19 protein-coding genes are annotated in these 22,431 nt (G+C 68.8%); 11 read left to right on the forward strand and 8 right to left on the reverse strand.

Going from position 1 to position 22,431, the window contains the following annotated elements:
* Positions 1-99: 99 nt before the first annotated feature.
* Together apbC and SK095_RS21030 are read left to right on the forward strand one after the other, a co-directional pair.
* On the forward strand, positions 100-1,188 hold the full coding sequence (gene apbC, locus SK095_RS21025) for an iron-sulfur cluster carrier protein ApbC (protein WP_320547406.1): 1,089 nt from the start codon (positions 100-102) through the stop codon (positions 1,186-1,188).
* Positions 1,189-1,352: 164 nt separating this feature from the next.
* Positions 1,353-2,555, forward strand: coding sequence for an ISL3 family transposase (locus SK095_RS21030; RefSeq protein WP_320546462.1), 1,203 nt, complete (start codon positions 1,353-1,355; stop codon positions 2,553-2,555).
* Between the two features lie 48 nt (positions 2,556-2,603).
* Here the strand turns inward: SK095_RS21030 and SK095_RS21035 are convergent, their stop codons facing one another.
* On the reverse strand, positions 2,604-2,813 hold the full coding sequence (locus SK095_RS21035; RefSeq protein WP_090214305.1) for a cold-shock protein: 210 nt from the start codon (positions 2,811-2,813) through the stop codon (positions 2,604-2,606).
* A gap of 320 nt (positions 2,814-3,133) precedes the next feature.
* Here SK095_RS21035 and dcd point away from each other — a divergent pair, with 320 nt between their 5' ends.
* A complete protein-coding gene (gene dcd, locus SK095_RS21040; RefSeq protein WP_136489228.1) occupies positions 3,134-3,700 on the forward strand; it encodes a dCTP deaminase in 567 nt (188 codons plus the stop codon).
* A gap of 53 nt (positions 3,701-3,753) precedes the next feature.
* On the opposite strand, the gene SK095_RS21045 is transcribed toward dcd, so the two are convergent.
* The 6 genes from SK095_RS21045 to SK095_RS21070 all read right to left on the reverse strand — a co-directional run bounded on the left by SK095_RS21045 (position 3,754) and on the right by SK095_RS21070 (position 10,316).
* Positions 3,754-5,079, reverse strand: coding sequence for an erythromycin esterase family protein (locus tag SK095_RS21045; protein WP_320547407.1), 1,326 nt, complete (start codon positions 5,077-5,079; stop codon positions 3,754-3,756).
* Between the two features lie 94 nt (positions 5,080-5,173).
* Entirely contained in the window at positions 5,174-6,310 is a 1,137-nt protein-coding gene (locus tag SK095_RS21050) for a VIT1/CCC1 transporter family protein (protein ID WP_320547408.1), read from the reverse strand.
* Positions 6,311-6,485: 175 nt separating this feature from the next.
* Positions 6,486-9,026, reverse strand: a complete 2,541-nt coding sequence (locus tag SK095_RS21055; RefSeq protein ID WP_320547409.1) for a penicillin acylase family protein — start codon at positions 9,024-9,026, stop codon at positions 6,486-6,488.
* A 122-nt stretch (positions 9,027-9,148) separates the two neighbouring features.
* The gene (locus SK095_RS21060; protein WP_320547410.1) at positions 9,149-9,616 is read right to left on the reverse strand and encodes a DUF2489 domain-containing protein; all 468 of its coding nucleotides are present in this window, start codon (positions 9,614-9,616) and stop codon (positions 9,149-9,151) included.
* A 7-nt stretch (positions 9,617-9,623) separates the two neighbouring features.
* Positions 9,624-9,815 (reverse strand): SEC-C metal-binding domain-containing protein, encoded by a 192-nt coding sequence (locus tag SK095_RS21065; protein WP_136489223.1) that lies wholly within the window; start codon positions 9,813-9,815, stop codon positions 9,624-9,626.
* A gap of 3 nt (positions 9,816-9,818) precedes the next feature.
* Positions 9,819-10,316 (reverse strand): LEA type 2 family protein, encoded by a 498-nt coding sequence (locus SK095_RS21070; protein ID WP_136489222.1) that lies wholly within the window; start codon positions 10,314-10,316, stop codon positions 9,819-9,821.
* A gap of 164 nt (positions 10,317-10,480) precedes the next feature.
* On the opposite strand from SK095_RS21070, the gene SK095_RS21075 reads away from it, so the two are divergent.
* The gene (locus tag SK095_RS21075; RefSeq protein WP_320548935.1) at positions 10,481-11,008 is read left to right on the forward strand and encodes a hypothetical protein; all 528 of its coding nucleotides are present in this window, start codon (positions 10,481-10,483) and stop codon (positions 11,006-11,008) included.
* 21 nt (positions 11,009-11,029) lie between these two features.
* Here the strand turns inward: SK095_RS21075 and SK095_RS21080 are convergent, their stop codons facing one another.
* On the reverse strand, positions 11,030-11,500 hold the full coding sequence (locus tag SK095_RS21080) for a YchJ family protein (RefSeq protein ID WP_136489221.1): 471 nt from the start codon (positions 11,498-11,500) through the stop codon (positions 11,030-11,032).
* Positions 11,501-11,639: 139 nt separating this feature from the next.
* On the opposite strand from SK095_RS21080, the gene SK095_RS21085 reads away from it, so the two are divergent.
* The 7 genes from SK095_RS21085 (at position 11,640) to casB (ending at position 22,425) form a co-directional block, all read left to right on the forward strand.
* Positions 11,640-12,371: an OmpA family protein gene (locus tag SK095_RS21085; protein ID WP_136489220.1), complete on the forward strand. Its 732-nt coding sequence runs from the start codon at positions 11,640-11,642 to the stop codon at positions 12,369-12,371.
* A gap of 118 nt (positions 12,372-12,489) precedes the next feature.
* Positions 12,490-12,846 (forward strand): DUF1145 domain-containing protein, encoded by a 357-nt coding sequence (locus tag SK095_RS21090; RefSeq protein ID WP_320547411.1) that lies wholly within the window; start codon positions 12,490-12,492, stop codon positions 12,844-12,846.
* Between the two features lie 101 nt (positions 12,847-12,947).
* Entirely contained in the window at positions 12,948-15,092 is a 2,145-nt protein-coding gene (gene dinG, locus SK095_RS21095) for an ATP-dependent DNA helicase DinG (protein ID WP_320547412.1), read from the forward strand.
* A 112-nt stretch (positions 15,093-15,204) separates the two neighbouring features.
* Positions 15,205-16,350, forward strand: a complete 1,146-nt coding sequence (locus tag SK095_RS21100) for a serine hydrolase domain-containing protein (RefSeq protein ID WP_320547413.1) — start codon at positions 15,205-15,207, stop codon at positions 16,348-16,350.
* 1,292 nt (positions 16,351-17,642) lie between these two features.
* Entirely contained in the window at positions 17,643-20,327 is a 2,685-nt protein-coding gene (cas3, locus tag SK095_RS21105) for a CRISPR-associated helicase Cas3' (protein ID WP_320547414.1), read from the forward strand.
* Positions 20,324-21,886 carry a type I-E CRISPR-associated protein Cse1/CasA gene (gene casA, locus SK095_RS21110; RefSeq protein WP_320547415.1) on the forward strand — a complete coding sequence of 521 codons (1,563 nt, stop codon included), beginning with the start codon at positions 20,324-20,326 and terminating at the stop codon, positions 21,884-21,886. Before cas3 ends, casA begins: the two co-directional genes overlap by 4 nt.
* Positions 21,883-22,425, forward strand: coding sequence for a type I-E CRISPR-associated protein Cse2/CasB (casB, locus tag SK095_RS21115; protein WP_320547416.1), 543 nt, complete (start codon positions 21,883-21,885; stop codon positions 22,423-22,425). The genes casA and casB overlap by 4 nt, the downstream gene beginning before the upstream one ends.
* The last annotated feature ends 6 nt before the right edge of the window (positions 22,426-22,431 follow it).

A 22,431-nucleotide genomic window follows, 5' to 3' on the forward strand; every position in this document is an offset into this window, starting at 1 on the left:
GCAACTATATAGGCCCGGGCGGTTTTTTTCATCCGTGGGGCTGGCGCTCGGGTAGGATATCCCCCTGTTCCACTCAACCATTCTTCCCGGGAGTCACCCATGAGTGCCGTCACCCGCGCCGCCGTCGAGGCGGTTCTGCGTCAGTACCTTGATCCGCATCTCGATCAGGACCCGGTCAGCGCCGGCTGCCTGCGCGACGTCGCCATCGACGGCGGTCGCGTGCGCGTGCGTCTGGAGCTGGGCTACGCCGCTGGGCTGTTCAAGGCCGGCTGGGCCGAGCTGCTCGAGTCCGGCCTGGAGAACCTCGAGGGCGTGACCGAGGCATCGGTGCAGGTCGACTGCGTGATCCCGGCCCACCAGGTGCCGGCGCAGACCCAGGCGCTGGCCGGGGTGAAGAACGTCATCGCCGTGGCCTCCGGCAAGGGCGGCGTCGGCAAGTCGACCACCGCCGCCAACCTGGCGCTGGCGCTGGCCCGCGAGGGCGCGCGGGTCGGCATCCTCGATGCCGACATCTACGGCCCCAGCCAGGGGCTGATGCTCGGCATCAAGGACGGCACTCGCCCGCAGGTCAAGGACGGCCAGTGGTTCGTGCCGCTCGAGGCCCACGGCGTGCAGGTGATGTCGATGGCCTTCCTCGCCGACGAGCGCACGCCGATGGTCTGGCGCGGGCCGATGGCCTCCGGCGCACTGCTGCAGCTGATCACCCAGAGCGCCTGGGACAACCTCGACTACCTGGTGGTGGACATGCCGCCGGGCACCGGCGACATCCAGCTGACCCTGGCGCAGAAGGTGCCGGTGGCCGGCGCGCTGATCGTCACCACCCCGCAGGACCTGGCCCTGCTGGATGCCAGGAAGGGCGTGGAGATGTTCACCAAGGTCAACATCCCGGTGCTCGGCGTGGTGGAGAACATGGCGGTGCACATCTGCTCGAACTGTGGGCATGCCGAGCACCTGTTCGGCGAGGGCGGCGGGGCCAAGCTGGCCGCGCAGTACGGCGTCGAGTTGCTGGCCTCCTTGCCGCTGGCCATGGCCATCCGCGAGCAGGCCGACGGCGGCAGGCCGACCGTGGTGGCCGAGCCGGACGGCCCGCTGGCGCTGCTTTACCAGCAGCTGGCGCGCAAGGTCGGCGCGCGGCTGGTGCGCCAGGCGGCGCCGGCGATGCCGAGCATCAGCATCAGCGAGGATTGATCCGCGAGCACGGGCGGCGGCGCTGCCGTCGCCCGTCTCGGGAAGAAATCGCAGGCATAAAAAAAGGTTCTTCGCGGGATCGTGGGGAAGAGCGGATTGACAGACAGGGAAGCAGGTAAATTGGCAGTCGCCAAACACGCCAACGCCTGCCCCCTGCTGTCACCGTGCATCCTATTGATCTTGCTGCTTTCTGGCCAGGCTACGACGTTGTAGCCTGCAGCCATTCCGTCGAAAAAAACCTCACGCTGACCCTCGAACCCCGAGCGGCCGACCTTCCACGCTGTGGTCGCTGTCAGCAGCCCAGCCCCCTGATCCATGACCGACGCATTCGCCTCGTTCGCGACCGGGATCTGTTCGATCAGCGCGTCCAGTTGCGACTCCCCATACGCCGAGTGGACTGCCTGACGTGTGGGCGAGTTACCGAGCACATTTCCTGGTTGGCCCCGGCCTCGCGGCTGACCCGCCGGCTGTGTTCCTGGGTCGAAACCCTGCTGCGGTTCATGCCCATCAGCCATGTCAGCCAGCTCACCGGGCTGCACTGGCACACCATCAAGACGCTGGACAAGCGGCGTCTCCAGGCCGCATTCGGCACCTTCGAGCCGGGCGATGTGCGCCGTCTGGTGATGGACGAGTTCGCCCTGCACAAAGGCCATCGTTACGCGACGGTGATCATGGATGCCGAGCGTACCCGCGTTCTGTGGGTTGGCCTGGGTAACAGCCGCAAGGCCATACGCCCGTTCTTCGAGCAACTCGGTGAGCGCTGCCAGCAGATCGAGGCTGTGGCGATGGACATGAATACGGCCTTCGACCTGGAAGTGAAACAGCACTGCCCTCAGGCCGAGGTTGTGTACGACTTGTTCCATGTGGTCGCCCGCTACGGACGTGACGTGATCGACCGCATCCGGGTAGACCAGGCCAATGCCCTGCGCCATGACAAGCCCGCTCGCCAAGTGGTCAAGCAGAGCCGTTGGCTGCTGCTGCGCAACCGGGAGAACCTGAAGGAGGATCATGCCGTTCGACTGCAGGAGTTGTTGGCAGCCAACCAGCCACTGGCCACGGTCTATGTGCTCAAGGATGCGTTGAAGGAGGTCTGGTACGCACCCAGCGTGCGGGAGGGCTGGCGGCGCTGGCGAACCTGGCTGAGGCATGTCCGGGAGAGCGGCTTGGCGCCGCTACAACGCTTTGCCCGCAACCTCCAGCGCTATGCCCGGGGCATCCTCGCCAGTGCACGATTCCACATGCACACCAGCCTGCTGGAGGGGGTGAACAACCGGATCAAGGTGATCAAGCGCATGGCCTATGGCTTCAGGGACGCCGATTACTTCTTCCTGAAAATCAAGGCCGCCTTCCCCGGGAAAATGCGATGAACCTAAAAAAACCCCGCCTGGGCGGGGTCTTTTGCGGGAAAGAACAGGTCAGATGACCTGGACTTCCTCGGCTTGCATGCCTTTCTGGCCGCGGGTCGCGACGAAAGAAACGGCCTGGCCTTCTTTCAGGCTCTTGAAGCCGTCGCTCTGAATGGCGCGGAAGTGTACGAAGAGGTCGTCACCGGATTGCGGGGTGATGAAGCCGAAGCCTTTCTCATCGTTGAACCACTTGACGGTACCGGTTTGGCGATTGGACATGTGAATGTCTCCTTGCATGAGTTTTAAAAGGTGGGTGACCTGGAAATTCCGGGCCGGGAACTGAATGCAAGGAGTTAGGAGTCGTAGCAATGACTGGATCGAGATCCGGGCATTTTGTAGCGATTCACGGTGACACATGCAGCAGCTGCAGCCACCATACGCGTTTTGCGCCAGGAAGCGAGCTTTATTTTCATTTTTTTGCCGCAAGTGACCGGCGGCAGGTCGAGACTCGTGGTCGGCAAGCCTTTGAACCGGGCTTTGCGCCCCGGTAAGATGCGCGCCCGACCTTTATCTCGCACAGCCTGAGCAGGACACCCGCCATGAGCATCAAATCGGACAAGTGGATTCGCCGCATGGCCCTCGAGCACGGCATGATCGAGCCCTTCGTCGAGCGTCAGGTGCGCGGTGCCGATTCCGACCGGGTCATCTCCTACGGGGTGTCCAGCTACGGCTACGACGTGCGCTGCGCCGACGAATTCAAGGTGTTCACCAACATCCATTCGGCCACCGTCGACCCGAAGAACTTCGACGAGAAGAGCTTCGTCGACGTCAAGGGCGACGTCTGCATCATCCCGCCGAACTCCTTCGCCCTGGCGCGAACCGTCGAGTACTTCCGCATCCCGCGCGACGTGCTGACCATCTGCCTGGGCAAGAGCACCTACGCGCGCTGCGGCATCATCGTCAACGTCACCCCGCTCGAGCCGGAGTGGGAAGGCCACGTGACCCTGGAGTTCTCCAACACCACCACCCTGCCGGCGAAGATCTACGCCAACGAGGGCGTGGCGCAGATGCTGTTCCTGCAGTCCGACGAGGAGTGCGAAGTGTCCTACAAGGACCGCGGCGGCAAGTACCAGGGCCAGACCGGGGTGACCCTGCCCAAGGCCTGAGCCGCTCCGCTGTCGAAAACGAGCCGCGCCTGTCGCGGCTCGTTCGTTTCCGGCTACTCCCCGAACGGCCAGGTCTCGTCCTCGCCGCCGTGCGGGGTTTCCCGGTCGAGCGGGGTGACCGCACAGGTCTGCTCCAGCCACAGCCAGGCGTCGAACTGCTCGGCCAGCACCGCCTCGAAGTAGTGGCTCTGCCGCTCGCTCTCCGGGCGGTAGATCACGCCGATGGCGCGTTCCAGCAGGGTGTCGGACAGCGCGGCGCGCAACTCATCGCGGGCGTCGCCACGCCAGTCGGTGAGCGAGGCGGGGATGCCGGCCTGCAGGAACACCTGCTCCCAGCTGTCGTGACGCGAGGGGCGCACCTGCTTGATCCGCATCGGCTCGTCCCAGTTGTCGGCCGCCGCCACCGTGCCGCGGTCGGTGCCCATGCCGATCAGCACCGCCTCGCGGCCCCAGGCGTCGCGGCACAGCTCGCCGATGTTGAACTCGCCGGCCCAGCCCATGGCGGTGGCGCTGGCGTTGCCGATGTGCGAGTTGTGCGCCCAGACCACCGCCTTCGCTGCCGGGCCGCGGTGCTCAAGTAGACGCTCGAGGCTGTCGAACATGTGCTGGTCGCGCAGGTTCCACGAGGCGACCGAGCCGTGGTACATGGCCCGGTAGTACTGCTCGGCGGCCTGCACCACGCGGGCGTTCTGGGTGGCGTCGAAGAACGCCTCGCCGCCCTCGGCCAGGTGCTCCAGGCGCTGTTCGAGCAGGGCGCGCAGCTGTTCGACCACCGCGTCCTCGCAGGAGCGCTGGCCGTGCAGGACGTTGCGTCCGTACAGCGCCGGCGCATTCTCCCAAGGCTTCAGGCAGCCGTAGCGCTGGCGCGCGGCCTGCGCCGCCTCGGCGTCGGTGCGGTCCAGGTAGTCGAGCACCGCGCTGATCGAGGCGCTCAGGCTGTACACGTCGAGGCCGCGGAACTCGACGCGCCGCGCCATGGGCAGCGCCGCGTTGTGTTGCGTGAGCCAGGCGCAGAACCCGGCGACCTCGCGGTTGCGCCACATCCAGGTGGGGAAGCGCCGGAAGGCCTGGCGCGTCCAGGCGGGCGGCTCCTGAGCGCGCACCTGGCGGTCGATCTGCGCGGCGTCCGGCCAGTCGGCCTCGACGGCGACTATGCTGAAGCCGTGTTTTTCGATCAGCCGGCGGGTGATGGCCGCGCGGGCGCGGTAGAACTCGCTGGTGCCGTGGCTGGCCTCGCCGATCAGCACCACGCGGGCGTCGGCGTAGCGGTCGAACAGCGCGGCGAACTCGGCGCTGTCCACGCCCGGCAGCGGCTCGGCGAAGTGGCGCAGCAGGGCCAGGCGTTCGCTGGCGCCTGGCCGGTGGGCGTGTTCTTTCATGTGGGCCTCCCGACGCACCGGGCTGCGGTGCGTCAGGGAAAGCCTAGCCAGCGGTGGCGTGTGCGTGCGCCGGGCCGACGAACTCACTGGCGGCTCAGCCTCCCACCGTCACCCCCAGCCAGTGCCCCAGCCCGTAGGTGATCGCCGCCGCGCCGAGGCCGAAGGCCACCTGGCGCAGGCCGGAGTAGAGCAGGCCGCGGCCGGTGAACAGGGTTACCAGGGCGCCGATCAGGAACAGCCCGCCGGCACTGAACAGGGCGCAGGCGACGACGGCGGCCTGGCCGTCGAGCAGCAGGAACGGCAGCACCGGGATCAGCGCGCCGAGGCTGAACACCACGAAGGAGGTGATCGCCGCCAGCCAGGCCGAGCCGCCGAGGTCGTCGGGATCGACGCCCAGCTCCTCGCGCACCAGGGTGTCCAGCGCGCGGCCCTTGTCGGCCATGATGCCTTCGGCCATGGCGCGCGCCTTGCCCTCGTCGAGGCCCTTGGCGCGGTAGATCAGCACCAGCTCCTCGGCTTCCTCGTCGGGCACCATTTCCAGTTCGTCGCGCTCGGTGGCGATCTGCTGCTCGTACAGCTCGCGGGCGTTCTGCACCGACAGCCATTCGCCGAGGGCCATCGAGCAGGCGCCGGCGAGCAGGCCGGCCAGACCGGTGAGCAGCAGGGCGTCGGCAGCGAAGGCGGCGCCGGCCACGCCCATCACCAGGCTGAAGTTGGAGATCAGGCCGTCGTTGGCGCCGAGCACCGCGGCGCGCAGGGCGTTGCCGCCGCCGGCGCCGTGGCGGCCTTCCAGGCTGGCGAACAGGCGGCCGTTCCAGGTGTTGCGCCGGCCGCGGGCCAGTTCGTTGAGCAGGCGGGCGTGGGAGCGCTCCTGACCGGGCATGCCGGTATCGCAGGCTTCCGGCTGGCCGTCGTACTGGCCGCGGTCGATCTGCTCCAGCGAGGCGGCGGCGCCGATCACCCAGTCCGGGCCGAGCAGGCGGGCGATGCGGATCAGCAGGCGGGTGCGCCAGCTCGGCGCCAGCTCCGGCGCGCTGGCGCCGAGCAGGCGGAACTGCGTGCGCCAGAACTCGGCATGGCGCTCCTCGATGGTTGCCAGGCGGCGGTACAGCTCGCCCAGCTCCGGGCGGCTCTCGTAGCGGGCGAGGGCGCGGTACAGCGCGCAGCTGTCGATCTCGCCCTGCAGGTTGCGCCGGTAGCGTTCGAGGTGGGCTTCGCGTTCGCTGGGCATGGGGCGGCCTCGGCGTTGCGGGAACACCCTCTGAGATTAGCCCGGATGGGGAAAGGGGCGCAGAGCGTCCCGGGATGCGCGCCCGTGCGGGCGCGTTTCGTCGGTAGGGGCGAATTCATTCGCCGTTACGAGGCACTTTGGCGAATGAATTCGCCCCTGCAGCGGATGTTGGCTTTCAGCGCCCCGGGGTCAGCAGCAGGCGCTGGCTGCCGTAGGCGCGGTCGAGGTTGCGCTCCTGGAACGGGAAGGTCTGGTAGCGGCCCTTGAACCTGGCGTCGATGCCGTCGGCATAGTGCGGGCTTGCCGGATTGCCCGACTGCCCGGAGCTGTTGACCGCCTGCAGCGGCTCGTCCTGGCCGAAGTCGACCACCATGCGCGCGGAGGGGATCAGCCAGGTGTCGAAGTCCTTGCCCCACAGCCAGGCCGAGACGTTCAGCGTGCTGTGGTCGCCGCCGGCCGGGTAGGGGCCGCGGTCCAGGTAGTCCCGGATGCTCGCCAGGCTGGCGCGCTGGCCGGCGCTCATGTACGGCGCCAGGCGGGTGGCGTCGCTGTCCCACTGGTAGGTATGCAGCTTGCCCCACTGCCAGGCGCTGCGGTTGCCGCCCAGCTCGCTCTCCAGGCGCGCCACCGCGCCGGCCAGGCTGCGCGCGAGGATCGCCGGCTTGTCTTCCTTCTGCGACGTGCGCACGTCGTCCCAGAACGGGCTGTCCTGGCGGCCGAGCAGGTGGTCGGCCTGCGCCGAGTAGCTGAGCTTGGCGATCTCCACTAGGCCCTGCCAGGCCACGCTGTCCTCCGGGCCCAGTTCGTCGAGGAAGGTCTGCCGCGCGCTTTCCTGGAGGAACATGGCGTACAGCGCGGCGTCGGCCGATTGCGCCGCAAGGCGGCCGTCGAAGGCCTGCAGGCGCGTGAGCGCCTCCTGCGCGCGCTCGCGCTCGCCACCGGGGAGGGCGGCGATGGCCTGCTGCAGCGGCTGGGCCATACCCGGATCGGCGAACATCGCCTTGAGCTTGGCGGCGAACGGCGTCTGCTGGTCGTACTGCATGGCGATCATGCTGCGCGCGTCGTGGCGCGTGCTGGCGCCGGCCAGTTCGGCGATGCGCTCGGCGCGCTCGGGGTAGAACCAGGAGCTGGACAGCTGCACGCCGTAGCCGCCCGGCACGGTGCGCTGGTTGGCGGTGCCCAGCCAGCCCTGCGGCGGGTCCTGGTCGTAGGGATGCAGCATGGTGTCGGCGTAGCCGTCCCAGCCGTACTGGCCGTCCCAGCCGGGCGAGGGGACCAGGCCGCGGCCGCCCTTGCGGTTGGGGTAGCGGCCGGTGACCTGCCAGGCGATGTGGCGGGCGTCGGCGTAGACCAGGTTGAGGCCGAGGGCGCGGATGTTGCGCACCGGCTCGTGGGCTTCGTCCACCGACTGCGCGCGCGATAGGTCGAAGAAGGCGTCGAGGGTCTGGTCGGCCTCGAACAGGCTGCTCTTCAGGGCGATGCCGTAGCCGCTGGCCAGGGCGATCGGCTGCAGCGGATCCTTGCGCTCGCCGAGCACGCTGTTGAGCAGCGGGCCGTGGCGGGTTTCCAGGACGGTTTCGCGGATCGGCCGCTGGCCCTTGATGAAGAAGGTTTCCTGGCGTTCGCGCGCCGGCTGCCACTGGCCGTCGGCGAGGTATTCGAGGCGGTTGCCCTGGCGGCGCACCTGCTCGAGGAACAGGTCCTGGGTGTCGCCCATGACCATGGTCATGCCCCAGGCCAGCTTGCCGTTGAAGCCGGCGACCACCGCGGGGATGCCGGCCACCGAAAGACCGGCGACCTGGTATTTCGGCGTGCGCAGCTGCACGAAGCTCCACAGCGAGGGCTGGGTCAGCGGCAGGTGCGGGTCGTTGGCCAGCAGGCTCTTGCCGCTGCGGCTGCGCTGCGGGGCGATCGCCCAGTTGTTCGACGCCGCCACGCCGAGCATGTTGAGCGCCGCCAGCTGGCCGGCGGCGCCGTCGAGGGCGGCCAGGCCGGGGATCTGCCCGCCGAGCCGGAGACCCTTGAGCTTGTCCGCCTCGTCGACCGGCAGCGGCTCGTCCGGGTAGGTCGGCAGCAGCCAGGCCAGCTGCTCGGTGCCGACCTTCTGCGCCAGCGCCAGGCCGGCGATCTCCTCCTGCAGGTTGACCGACAGGCCGAAGTTGAGCAGGCAGAAGATCAGCGCCGAGTCCTCGGGCTTCCAGTATTCCGGGCGGTAGCCGGAGGCGGCCAGGTCCATCGGCAGCCTGTCGCGGTGGCGGAACAGCCAGGCGTTGACGCCGCGGGCGTAGACCTCGAAGAAGCGGCGCAGGCGCGGCGAGGCGTTCTTCCAGACGATGTCGGCGCTCTCGCGCAGGTTCACCGCGCGCATGAAGCGGTCGATCTCCAGCACGCCGGGGCCGGCCATCTCGGCCAGGCGGCCCTGGGCCATCAGGCGCAGGCCGACCATCTGGCCGATGCGGTCGCTGGCGTGCACGTAGCCGAGGGCGAACAGCGCATCGTGGTAGCTGCGGCTCTCGATCAGCGGCATGCCCAGCGGGTTGCGGCGCACCGACACCGTGTCGGCCAGGCCCTTGAGCGGCTGCACCCCGGAGCTCGGCGGCAGGCTGTCCTGGTAGCGGTTGTCCAGCCAGGTCTGGCAGCCGCTCAGGCTGACCAGCGCGGTCAGGGCGGAAGCGCCCGCCAGCAGGGCGAGGGGGCGGAACGAACGCAGCGGCATGACGGGGCTCCGGAAACGGGCGGACGGGATCGGCCCGGCGTGTTCGCCGGGCCGGAAAAGGGCGCTACGTTAGGCGGCGAAAGGGCGCCTGACAAGAGCCGTCAGGCGCCGTGCAGGCGGGCTCAGCCGGCCCGGGCGAGCGGCGGCGGCAGGCCTTCGTCGAGCAGCCAGCGGGCACCCTTGCGGGCGGCGGCCTTGTGGCGGAGTTCCAGCTCGCTGAAGTGCTTCTCGTGGGCGCGGCGCTCGGTGGCGGAGAGCTGCTTCCAGGCGGCATGGGTGGGGATGCCCGAGGTGGCGTCGAACAGGGTGTGGAATACTTGGCAGTGCTCGTGGCCGCTGAGGGCGATGTCGTAGTTGTCGAGCAGCACCTTGATGCGGATGGCGCCCTCGATCAGCGGCAGCTGCCCGTCGAGCAGGCTGCCGGCGAGGATGCGCAGGTCGCCGTTGAGGCGCTGCTGGCGTTCGCTCTCGGCGGTGGCGTAGGCCTTCTGCTGGGCCCACACCCGGCGCCACAGGTGCAGGGCGTAGCCGCCCAGCACCAGCACCACCAGGACTCCGGCCAGCAACAGGCCGAGGGACAGCGTGCTCATGGTCGACTCAGGCGCCGTGGCACTTCTTGTACTTCTGGCCGCTGCCGCACGGGCAGGGATCGTTGCGGCCGACGTCCTTCAGCGGGTTGCGCACCGGCTCCTGGTGGCCGTGGTTGCAGTGCGGGCCGTGGACGTGGGGTTCGTGGTGGTCATGGCCGTGGTTGCAGTCGGGGCCATGCACGTGGGCTTGCTGATTCATCGCTCACTCCGGAATGAAATCGCCGGGAACTATCTGGCCGCTGCGTGCCAGCTGGACGCGGCGGCCGAACATCAGCCCGGTCTTCACCTCGCCTTCGAGGCGATAGCGGATCGGTTTGTCGGGCTTCTCCAACAGTTTGACGATGTATTTCATGTGCCGCCAGAGGTTGGTGTTCACCGGCACCTCGAATTCCTCGCGGCCGTTGGCCGGAACGGTGAACCAGGTGGCGGATTCGCCGCTTGCCAGCTTCACGTCGTTGAGGAAAACCGTGTAAACCAGGCCGCGGATCGGCAGACTCACGTCGTTGGGGTTGTCGACGCGAAAGCGCAGCTTGAACTCCTGCTCGAGCAGGCGGGCGCGGATCACCTCGACCTTGACCAGCTGCACGTCGGGATCCTTGAAGCCGCCACCGAGCCAGGTGGCACAACCGCTCAGGCCGGAGCCGGCCAGCAGGAGCAGGAGGAAGCCGAGGATTCTTGTTGGATGTGCCGGGAAAAGCATGCCATGACTCCGTTGGATGCCCGAGTGTAACAATCGACGGACGGGCTGCAACGTGTTGTTGCGGGAATGTTGCAGTAAAAAAACCAGCGTCATAGTGCGCAGGAAAAAGGACAGGAGTGTGACGGTTGAGCAATCTCTTTGAAGTGGCCTTCGCCGGCGAGCTGATGCCGGGAGCCGAGCCGGAGCAGGTCAAGGCCAATCTGGCGCGGCTGTTCCAGGCCGACCCGCAGCGCATCGCCGCGCTGTTCTCCGGACGGCGCATCGTGATCAAAGGCGGCCTGGATGCCGAGAGCGCGGAAAAGTACCGCCTGACCCTGGCGCGTGCCGGGGCGATGGTCGAGGTCGCCCCGCTCGGTCAGGCCGAGCCGGCTGCGGCGCCGGCCCCCGGCGTGGCTGCGACTCCGGCAGCGGTGGCGCCCGCCGCGCGCCCGGCGCCGGTCTCCGGCGATTTCCCCGAGCTGAAGGTGGTCCCGCGCGACCAGTACATGGCGGCGTTCCGCGAAGTGGCGGCGCCGGACTTCGGCCTGGCGCCGGTCGGCGTCGACCTGCAGGACGCGCGCCCGGCGCCGGTGGCCCCGGCGCTGGACCTCAGCCAGCTCAGCGTGGCGCCGGTCGGCAGCGACATGGGCCAGGCCAGGGCGGCGCCGACCGCGCCGCCGCCGGACACCTCGCACCTGCGCCTGGCCGAGTGACGGCTTTGGCGGGGGCCGCGCTCAGGCCAGGCCCCCGCAGCACTTCTTGAACTTCTGCCCGCTGCCGCACGGGCACGGGTCGTTGCGCCCGGCCTTGAGCGCCACGGTCGGGTCGATGAAGTACCAGCGGCCGTCGACCCTCACGAAATCCGAGCGTTCGCGGTGGGCGTGTTCGCCGGCCGCATCCTGCCAGCGCGCGACGAAGGTCACCTGCGCGCGTTCCGGCGTGCCGCCCTGCGGCCGGTGCGCTTCCACCGACAGTCCCAGCCAGCGGCTCTGCGCGCTCCAGGCGGCCATGGCCTCGCGCTCGAGGCCGGCCTGCTGGGCGGGCAGGGTGGTGGCCACCAGGTAGTCGATCAGGCCCAGCACGTAGGCGCTGTAGCGCGAGCGCATCAGCGCTTCGGCGGTTTCCGGCACGCCGCCGGCATGGTAGCGAGCGCAGCAGTCGGCCAGCGGCAGGCCGCTGCCGCAGGGGCAGGAGGAGTGGGACATCGGCGGTATCGTCGGCAGTCTGACAGGGGGCGCTAGGGTAGTCCGGTCGGGGGCTGCGGTGCCAGCTGGCAGTGGCGGCGGGGGGCGTCTTTACTTGCTCCTATCGGCAATAAGGACCGATGCAAAGGAGAACTGCATCATGGCAAACGCACTTGCAAGAGCCGCTCTGCCCGCGATCCTCGCCAGCACCCTGCTGGCCGGTTGCGCCTCCACCACCAGTACCGGCGATGCTCCGCTCAACCAGCGCAACTGGCCCTGGTGCAGCCTGATCGGCGGCCTTGCCGGCGGCGGCCTGGGCGCCACCGAAAGCGCGGCCATGGCCGGCGGCGGTGCCGCCGCCGGTGCCATCGTCGGCGGCCTGCTGTGCTACGTCCAGGACGGCGATGCCGACAAGGACGGCGTCTTCGATCGCCGCGACCGCTGCCCGGACACTCCGGAGGGGACCGCGGTGCATCACAACGGCTGCCCGCTCAAGGAGTATCCCGCCGCCGCCCCGGTCGCCGAGCCGCCGGCCCCGCAGGACGAGGTGATCGTGCTCAGCGATCAGGGCGAGGTGCTGTTCGCCTTCGACTCGGCCAAGCTGACCCCGGCGGCCATGGCGACCCTCGACGGGCTGCTGGACAGGCTCGCCGCGCCTGACGTGCAGGCGATCCGCGTCGAGGGGCACACCGACAGCGTCGGCAGCGACGCCTACAACCAGAAGCTTTCCGAGCGGCGCGCCGCCAGCGTGGCGAACTACCTGGCCAGTCGCGGCGTGGCGGCCGACAGGCTGAGCACCCGCGGTTTCGGCGAGAGCCAGCCGCTGGTCGACAACGCCAGCGACGACGGGCGTGCGCAGAACCGTCGGGTGGAGATCGTGATCGACCGCTGAACGGAGCGGCCGCAGGCGAGGGACATGCGGCCCCTCGCCGCGCCCGCTGCGTCGGCCCGTACTTGGCAGCCCCGCGGCCTGCAGCTAAGGTGCGCGCTGGTTTCCTCCGGACATGCCCATGAAACTGCTGACGACCCTGGGCCGCCTGCTGGCCGTGCCGTTCTGGCTGGCGGTGCTGGTCAACCTGGCCGCACCCTTCGCCGCGCCCTTCGCCCTACTGATCGACGTGGCCGCCGCCGCCGTGTTCGCCCTGCACCTGCTGCAGCTGGTCGCCTGTCGCGATCGGCTCAAGGCCAGCGCCAGCCCGACCCGCGACCGCCTGTTGCTGCTGCTGTTCGGCGCCTTCTGGCTGGACCGCCTGCCGCCGGCCGCCGCCGTGGTCGAGCAACTGGTGCAGGCCACCCGCGAGGTGGCGGTGGACGAGGCGGAGGGCCAGGCGGAGCACCCGCCGGTTGCCAAGGCCGAGGCTGCCTGAGCCGGCGTCGACCTTTCGGGTGATCCACCCTGCAGTGTCCGGGCGGTCGCGCTATCATGGCGCCCGTCCCGATCACTGAACGCATATCCAGCGCGCCCGCCATGCTCAGCACCGAACTCAAGTCCCAGATCCAGGGCGCCTACTCCCGTTTCCTCGAGGCCAAGGGCCTCAAGCCGCGCTACGGCCAGCGCCTGATGATCGCCGAAGTGGCCAAGGGCCTCGGCGCCATCGCGGTCGACGACGAGGGCAAGCGTCTCGGCGAGCCGGCGGTGGTGGCGGTCGAGGCCGGCACCGGTACCGGCAAGACGGTGGCCTACACCCTGGCGGCGATCCCGGCCGCCAAGGCCGCCGGCAAGCGCCTGGTGATCGCCACCGCCACCGTCGCCCTGCAGGAGCAGATCGTCTTCAAGGACCTGCCCGACCTGGCGCGCAACAGCGGGCTGTCCTTCAGCTTCGCCCTGGCCAAGGGCCGCGGCCGCTACCTGTGCCTGTCCAAGCTCGACCTGCTGCTGCAGGAAGGCGCCGCCCAGGGCGCCACCGCCCAGCTGTTCGAGGAGGAGGGCTTCCGCATCGACGTCGACGAGGCCAGCCAGAAGCTGTTCAACAGCATGATCGAGCGCCTGGCCGGCAGCCGCTGGGACGGCGATCGCGACGCCTGGCCGGAGGCCATCGACGACGCCCAGTGGGCGCGGCTGACCACCGACCACACCCAGTGCACCGGCCGCCACTGCCCGAACTTCCAGCAGTGCGCCTTCTACAAGGCGCGCGAGGGCATGACCAAGGTCGACGTGATCGTCACCAACCACGACCTGGTGCTGGCCGACCTGGCCCTCGGCGGCGGCGCCATCCTGCCGCCGCCCGGCGATACCCTCTACGTGTTCGACGAGGGCCACCACCTGCCGGACAAGGCCATCGGCCACTTCGCCCACTTCACCCGCCTGCGCTCCACCGCCGAGTGGCTGGAGCAGATCGCCAAGAACCTCACCCGCCTGCTGGCGCAGAACCCGCTGCCCGGCGACTTCGGCCGGCTGGTCGAGGGCGTGCCGGAGCTGGCCCGCGAGATCCGCGCCCAGCAGCAGTTCGTCCAGGCCGCCTGCGAGGAACTCGGCGACTTCCGCCCCGGCGAGGACATGGAAGGCCGCGACCGGCCGCGGCACCGCTTCCCCGGCGGCGTGGTGCCCGAGCACCTGCGCGAGATGGGCATCGAGCTGAAGAAGGGCTTCAACCGCCTCACCGATCAGTTCACCCGGATGAGCGACATCCTCAAGGAGGCGATGGACGGCGACGGCAGCGCCGGAGTGAGCAGCTACCAGGCCGAGGAGTGGTATCCGCTGTTCGGCAGCCTGCTGGCGCGTGCGCAGAGCAACTGGGAGCTATGGACCGCCTTCACCAGCGAGGACCCCGAGGACAGCCCGCCGACCGCGCGCTGGCTGACCCTGGTGGAGAACGGCAGCTACCACGACATCGAGGTCAACGCCAGCCCGATCCTCGCCGCCGAGACCCTGCGCCGCCACCTGTGGAACGTCGCCCATGGCGCCCTGGTGACCTCGGCGACCCTCACCGCGCTGGGCAGCTTCGACCGCTTCCGCATGCGCTCCGGCCTGCCGAAGAACGCCGTCACCGCGGTGGTGCCCAGCCCGTTCCGCTACGCCGAGGCCGGCCTGCTGCACGTCCCCGACCTCCAGGCCGACCCGCGCAAGGCCGACGAGCACACCGCGGCCATCGTCCGCGAGCTGCCGGCCATGCTCGAGGGCGCGCGCGGCAGCCTGGTGCTGTTCTCCTCGCGCAAGCAGATGCAGGAGGTGTTCGACGGGCTCGAGCGCGACTGGCGCAAGCGCGTGCTGATCCAGGGCAACCTGTCCAAGCAGGAGACCCTCAACAAGCACAAGGCGCGCGTCGACGACGGCGAGCCCAGCGTGCTGTTCGGCCTGGCCAGCTTCGCCGAGGGTGTCGACCTGCCCGGCGCCTGGTGCGAGCACGTGGTGATCGCCAAGATCCCCTTCGCCGTGCCCGACGATCCGGTCGAGGCGGCGCTGTCGGAGTGGATCGAGGCGCGCGGCGGCAACCCGTTCATGGAGATCGCCGTGCCCGACGCCTCCCTGCGCCTGATCCAGGCCTGCGGCCGCCTGCTGCGCACCGAGCAGGATACCGGCACGGTGACCCTGCTCGACCGCCGCGTGGTCACCCAGCGCTACGGCAAGGCCATCCTCAACACCCTGCCGCCGTTCCGCCGGCAGATCGACTGAGTTCATATTGCCGGTGCGCGCGGCGCACCCGTGCGGCGCGTAGTAGGGTGCGCCATGCGCACCATCCATGCCCATGGCCGCGCGCAACCGTAAACCTGGCACAGGAGTCCCCATGCACATCCACGGCTATTTCGACCTGCAGTTCGAGGCGGTGAAGGACGCCTTCGCCGAGCTGTTCAACGACCCGCAGGAGCGCGGCGCCGCGCTGTGCGTGCAGATCGGCGGTGAGACGGTGCTCGACCTGTGGGCCGGCATGGCCGACAGGGATGGCCAGGAGCCCTGGCACACCGACACCATCCTCAACCTGTATTCCTGCACCAAGGCCTTCACCGCCGTCGCGGCGCTGCAGCTGGTCGGCGAGGGCAAGCTGGCGCTGGACGAGCCGGTCGCCCGCCTGTGGCCCGAGTTCGCCGCCGCCGGCAAGCAGCACGTCACCCTGCGCCAGCTGCTCAGCCATCGCGCCGGCCTGCCGGCGATCCGCCAGCCGCTGCCGCCGGAAGCCCTCTACGACTGGGAGACGATGACCGCCGCGCTGGCCGCCGAGGCGCCGTGGTGGACGCCGGGCGACGGTCACGGCTATGCGCCCATCACCTACGGCTGGCTGATCGGCGAACCGATCCGCCGCGCCACCGGGCGCAATCCCGGCGAGGTGATCGTCGAGCGCACCGCGCGGCCGCTGGGCCTCGACTTCCACATCGGCCTCCCCGACAGCGAGTTCCACCGCGTCGCCCACATCTCCCGCGGCAAGGGCAACCTCGGCGACGCCGCCGCCCAGCGCGTGCTCAACGCGATGATGCGCGAGCCGCAGGCCATGACCACCCGCGCCTTCACCAACCCGCCGTCGATCATGACCAGCACCAACAAGCCGGAGTGGCGGCGCATGGCGCAGCCGGCGGCCAACGGCCACGGCAACGCGCGCAGCCTGGCCGGCTTCTACGCGGGACTGCTCGACGGCAGCCTGCTCGACAGCGCCCTGCTCGCCGAGATGACCCGCGAGCACAGCCTGGGCGACGACCGCACCCTGCTGACCCACACCCGCCTGGGCCTCGGCCTGATGCTCGAGCAGCCCGAGGTGCCCAACGCCACCTACGGCCTCGGCCGCCACGCCTTCGGCCACCCCGGCGCCGGCGGCTCCATCGGCTTCGCCGACCCCGAGCGCGAACTGGCCTTCGGCTTCGTCACCAACACCCTCGGCCCGTACGTGCTGATGGACCCGCGCGTGCAAAGGCTGGCGCGGGTGGTGGGGGGATGTTTGTAGGGGGCGGTTGGCTCGGTAGAACTTCAATGGTCTGAATTGATCTTTGAAAACAGATGGTTAGGCTAAGTGTGTTCCCCACGGATGCGGGGATGAACCAGTCGGGGCCGACCTGCTTTTTCCAGGCTTCCCGTGTTCCCCACGGATGCGGGGATGAACCGAGCTACACAATCGCTTCAAATCCCTGTGCGTTGTGTTCCCCACGGATGCGGGGATGAACCGGACTACATCGGCGCCCGCGCGGCCGACGGCGATGTGTTCCCCACGGATGCGGGGATGAACCGAGTCTCCTTAGTGAAAGCTACGTCTCCGAGGAGTGTTCCCCACGGATGCGGGGATGAACCGAAAAAGCGCGCCGCAATACAGGCCGCCCCCGAGTGTTCCCCACGGATGCGGGGATGAACCGCTCGATGCTGTGGGTGCCGACAACCGTTTCCGGTGTTCCCCACGGATGCGGGGATGAACCGGAAATGCTCGCGCGGATTTTTGTTTTCGTCGGCGTGTTCCCCACGGATGCGGGGATGAACCGACCTCCGACAGCTGGGTGACCGCGGCGGCCGAGTGTTCCCCACGGATGCGGGGATGAACCGCCGGCGCTCGGCGCAGGCCTGGGTGTGAGCCTGTGTTCCCCGCGGATGCAGGGATGAACCGTGGAATCGCGTCGACCTCGAGAGCTGCGGCTACGTGTTCCCTGCGGATGCGGGGATGAGCAGATGTTCCTCACGCTGCGCCAGGCTAAGCACCTGTGTTCCTCGCGGATGCGGGGATGAACCGTGAGGGCATGGCCGGGAGGCGGGCGAGGGGCGGCAACGACGTGTTCCCCGCGCATGTGGGGATGAACTGCGCGTATCAATCTGCTGAGCCGCGACGTCCAGCGCAATCCCTCCAGCGGATTCTGGTCGCGTCGTATCAGTGAGGAGCATCGGCTGGTCTAACGGCCGACAGCGGTGCACTGCAGATTGTGATGCGTCGGTATCACTTCTGGTGCGAGGCCGGTGTCGCGGAGTCTGCTGGGCTCTGCTGTCAATAAAGTAGGCATATTTTATTTGCTCGGCGGCAGAAGGCGCCGGGGGGCTTTATTGGCACTGTCCGACCCGTTCAAGGGGCTGCAAGCCTTGAGTGGTGCCGTCTGTAGGCTAGTCATGTTGCCTTTGGCCAGCGGCGGTTGCCGAGGTGATGCCGGGGGTGCCCCCCGTCAACTTTGGTTACCTGTGTTTCCAGCCAGGGTTTCGTTTGCTCGGCTTGCTGTGTTTTGATCGGCCAAGTTCGATATCGAGCAACAGAGGCAGCCAAGGATGACAGCCCTTCATTTTTCCGCATTTCCCCCACATGCCCGTGCTCTCTGGGCGAAAAGTGGCGACCCCGTCGGGCATGGGCTGCTGGCGCACATGCTGGATGTGGCGGCAGTGGCCGAGGTGCTACTGGAGCATGAGCCCGAGAGTAGTCTCGACTGGGCGGCGCAGGCCCTGGGCCTGGAGCGGCTGCAGGTGGTCCGCTGGGTTGCCGCCCTGGTCGGCTTGCATGACTTCGGCAAGGCCATTCCCGGTTTTCAGGACAAGTGGCCCGAGGGGCGAAAGGTCGAGGAAACCTTGGGGCTGCCGTTCCCTGCACGTTCGCTGAACGTGACCGACCATGCTTGTGCCAGCGCGGCCCTGTTGTGGGAGCACTTGTCCGACCGGGGAGTCCCGCATCTGCTGTGGATTCGTCATGCCTTGCAGGCCATCAGTGCCCACCACGGCTACAACTTCAGTCAGCAGGAGTTCAATCGCGCCAAGCCGGCTTTCGAGCCCGCGGTGTGGGGCGAAGCGCGCCGAGAGGTCTTCGCGGCCTATTGGGCGGTGCTGGCGCCGCAGGGGGCTCCACAGGTCGAGGCCTTGTCCCTGCCGGCGGTGCAGTGGCTGGCAGGCCTTACCAGCGTGGCGGACTGGATAGGCTCCAATCCCGCCTGGTTTTCTCTTGGCGAGCGTCGGGATGCCTTGGCCGACCATCACGCGGATGCTCGCACGCTGGCAGAGCAGGCCTTGGCGGCTATCGGCTGGGGCCGCAGCGGCGCCTTGCTGCGCGATTCGGCAACCGTCGACGAGCTGATCGGGCGTATCGTCCAACGCCCGGAGTTGCGTGCCCGTCCGCTGCAGGGCGAGGCCGACCGGCTGCTCGACGGCGTGCGTGGCCCGGCCCTGCTGCTGGTCGAGGCCCCCATGGGGGAGGGCAAGACCGAGCTGGCCTTTCTCGCCCACTTGCGGCTGCAGGCGGCCAACCAGCATCGTGGCCTGTATGTCGCCTTGCCGACCCAGGCCACCGGCAATGCCCTGTTTCGCCGTGCGCTGACCTTTCTGCAGGCATTCGCCGGCGATAGCGCGCTGGACATGCAGCTGGTGCATGGCGGGGCTGCGATGAACGACGACGTTCAGCAGCTGCGTGGCATTTATGGCACGCCCGGCGAAAGCGTGACTTCGTCCACCTGGTTCTCGCAGCGCCGGCGGCCGCTGCTTTCGCCCTATGGCGTCGGCACCGTCGACCAGGCGCTGTTCGCTGCGCTCAACGTCAAGCACCACTTCGTCCGGCTGTGGGGGCTTGCTAACCGGGTGGTGGTGCTCGACGAAGTACATGCCTACGACACCTACACCAGCGGCCTGATCGAGGCCCTGCTGCGCTGGCTCAAGGTCTTGGGCAGCTCGGTGGTGCTGATGAGCGCGACCCTGCCGGCGCAGCGGCGCGATTCCTTGCTGCGGGCCTGGGGCGTCGCGAACGACGCCATCCCGGGGCTGCCCTATCCGCGTCTGCTGCTGGCCGACGAGCGTGGCCTGCAAGGCGCTACCTGCGCCTCGCGCCCGTTGCCACCGATCAGCCTGCAGGCGGTAGGCGAGGATCTGGACAGCCTGGTCGCGTGCGCTCTGGAGTGCCTGCAGGGCGGCGGTTGCGGTGCGTTGATCGTCAACACAGTGGACCGTGCCCAGACTCTTTACCTCAGGCTGAAAGAGCGCCTGGGAGCGGATACGCGCCTGCTGCTGTTCCATGCGCGCTTCCCTGCCGACCAGCGTGGCGAGCGGGAGCGCGAGGTGCTGGCCGCTTTCGGCGCGGGCGGCGAGCGACCAGGCAGGGCGCTGCTGGTCGCTACGCAAGTGGCCGAGCAGTCGCTGGATATCGACTTCGACTTCATGCTCACCGACCTGGCCCCGGTCGACCTGATCCTGCAGCGTGCCGGCCGCCTGCATCGTCATCAACGCTCGCGCCCGGCGGCTCATGAACAGGCGCGCCTGTTCGTCGCCGGTCTTGCCCCCGAGCGGCTGCCCGACCTGAAAACCACCGGATGGGAATACATCTATGCGCCCTACATCCTCGGCCGCACCTGGGCGCTGCTGTCGCGTGAGACGGAGCTGCAGTTGCCGCAGGATATCGACCGCCTGGTACAGGCGGTGTATGGCGAGGCCGAGCTGCCGGCCGACCTCGCCGAGGCCGATCGCGCCTTTATCGAGGACGAGGCCTACGGAGGCCACCTCGGCAAATGCCAGACCGAGCGGATGATGGCCATCAATGTGGCGATCGATCCGGATGCCGAGCCGCAGACGGCCTATGTGCAGAAGTGTCGCGGCTATGAGGATGGGGAGGAGGGCCTGGGGCTGCCCAACTACACCCGCCTGGGTGAGGACTCGGTCACTCTGGTGCCGGTGCATGTGGTGCCGGGAGGCTGGAGCCTGACTCCGGATGGCGCGGCCTTCGATCCCGACCAGTTGCTGACCGATACCCTGGCCAGGGCGCTCTATGCCCGTCAGCTCAAGGCCTCGCGCAAGGCGCTGGTCAAGCACTTCCAGGCCGCGGAAGCACCCCGGGCGTTTGCCGAGCATCCGTTGTTGCGCCATCTCAAACCCTTGCCGCTGGAGCAGGGCTGCCTGCCGCTCGGCCGGCTGACGGTGCGTCTGGATAGCGAACTGGGGCTGGTTTACCAGAGCCCTCTTTCTTCAACCGAGGACAAGGCATGAATAGGAGTTTCAACCTGCTCGACGAGCCCTGGTTGCCGGTGCGCCTGCTGGACGGGCAGGTCTGCGACCTAGGGCTGCTGGAGGTGTTCGAGCGTGCCGGCGAGATCAGTGCCCTGGCGGAAACCGCGCCGCCCAGCCTGATCGCCCAGTACCGCCTGCTGCTGGCCATCCTCCATCGCGCGCTGAGTCGCGCCCAGGGGCGCTGGACGGACACCGACAGGGTGCGCTGGTATCGGCAGGGGCTGCCGGTCGAAGTCGTGCGCGACTATCTGGAGCATTGGCGCGAGCGCTTCTGGCTGTTCCATCCCGAGCAGCCCTTCATGCAGGTGGCGGCGCTGGCCGAGGCCGAGGAAACCCGCGACAAGCAAAAGCCCTGGTCGCAGATTTCCCTGGCCAGTGCCAACGGCAACACGCCGGTGGTGTTCGACCACTCCTGCGATCTGGCGCCGCGGCCGATTGCGGCGGCGGATGCGCTGCGCACCCTGCTGGGCTTTCTGCAGTTCACCCCCGGTGGCCTGGTCAAGACCATTCGCGATGCCGACAAGGCCGGCGCCCTGGCCAATACCGCGGCGGTCATGCCACTTGGTGCATCGCTGGCGCAAAGTCTCTGCCTGGCCTTGCATTCGCCCACCCAGGTCGGCCACGAGGATGTGCCCAGTTGGGAGCAGGCTCCGCCGAGCGTCGCGCAACTGCGTGGCGAGCCGCAGTTGGCCACCGGTCCCAATGATCGCTATAGCCGTCAGGCCCGCGCGGTACTGTTGCTAGCCGACGCGCAGGGGCGGGTGCAGTGGATACGTTTTGCCGCCGGCATTGCCTTGGCCGACGACGCCCAGGCTCCCGACCCCATGGCCAGCTACCGGGCCGGCAGCAATGGCCTGGTGCGTTTGAGCTTCAGCGAGGGGCGCGCATTCTGGCGCGATCTTCCGGCGCTGTTGCCTGATGCCGAAGGCTTGGCGTCCCAGCCGGCGGCAGTCCTGGGCTGGGCGGCCAACCTGCAGTTTCTGTTGGGTGGCAGCGAGCAGCCGTTGCTGGTGGCCGGGTTGGCCAGCGACCAAGCCAAGTTGCTGCGCTGGCGCTCCGAGCGCATCACCTTGCCGGCGGCACTGCTGGCCGCGCCGGACTGCGCGAACGAACTGCGCCGGCAGGTGCGCGAGGCCGAAGAGCTGTTCGGCGATATCCGCAAGCTCGCCTCCGGCATGCTGGCCGACACCCTGCCTGATCCCGCCAGCAAGGACACCTGGGCCAGGGCGCGCAGCCAGTTCGATGCGGGACCGGCGCCGGCGCTTTATTTCGCCTCGGCCGAGCGCGCCCTGGGCCAGGTGATGGCCCTGCTCGGCAGCGGCAACCCGGACGATCTGGACATGGCCGATGCCCTGTGGCGGCGCACCCTGCTGGCAGCAGCCCTGTCTGCCTGGCAGGTTGTCCGCGACGGTTTGGGCCGCTCGCCCAAGGCGCTGCGTGCCGACGCCCGCTTTTATCCACGTCTGCTGGCACGCCTGCGCCCGCTACGTCCCCCGGAGAACACCCCCGCCGTCGCCGACAAGGAGGCCCGAGCATGAGCGACTACGCGCAGAGCTTTATCGCGTACCTGGAATCTTTGCATGAGCGCGACCGTGGTGCCCTGGCGGTGCTGCGGCGCAGCCAGGGCTTCGCCCCCGGCGCCTATGCGCCGGCCTACCCCTACGTGGAGCGTTTTGTCGCGGCCGAGCGGCACGCTCAGGACGCCTCTCGCCTGGCGCTCTATGTGGTGGCCGGCCTTTACGCCACGCACCCCAGGCAGGGCGGGAAAAGCCTGGCCAGCAGCCTGGGCGAACTGATGCGCCAACGCGACAGCGCCAGCATCGAGCAGCGCTTCGTCGCCCTGTTGGGCGCCGACGCCGAGAACCTGGCGGTTTACCTGCGCCAGATCGTCAGCCTGCTGGCGGCCGGCGACCTGCCGCTGGACTACGGCGGCTTGCTCAAGGATCTGAGCCTCTGGCTCAACCCGCGGATCGACCCCGAGCGGCGCGACGCCGTGCGCCAGCGCTGGGCGCGGGATTTCTACCGGGCGCTGGTGCCCGCCACCAGCGAAAAAATGCCGACACCTGCCAACGATTGAGAGGGA

Origin of the sequence: Pseudomonas sp. AN-1, assembly GCF_034057115.1 — a bacterium.
Taxonomy (GTDB): Bacteria; Pseudomonadota; Gammaproteobacteria; order Pseudomonadales; family Pseudomonadaceae; genus Geopseudomonas.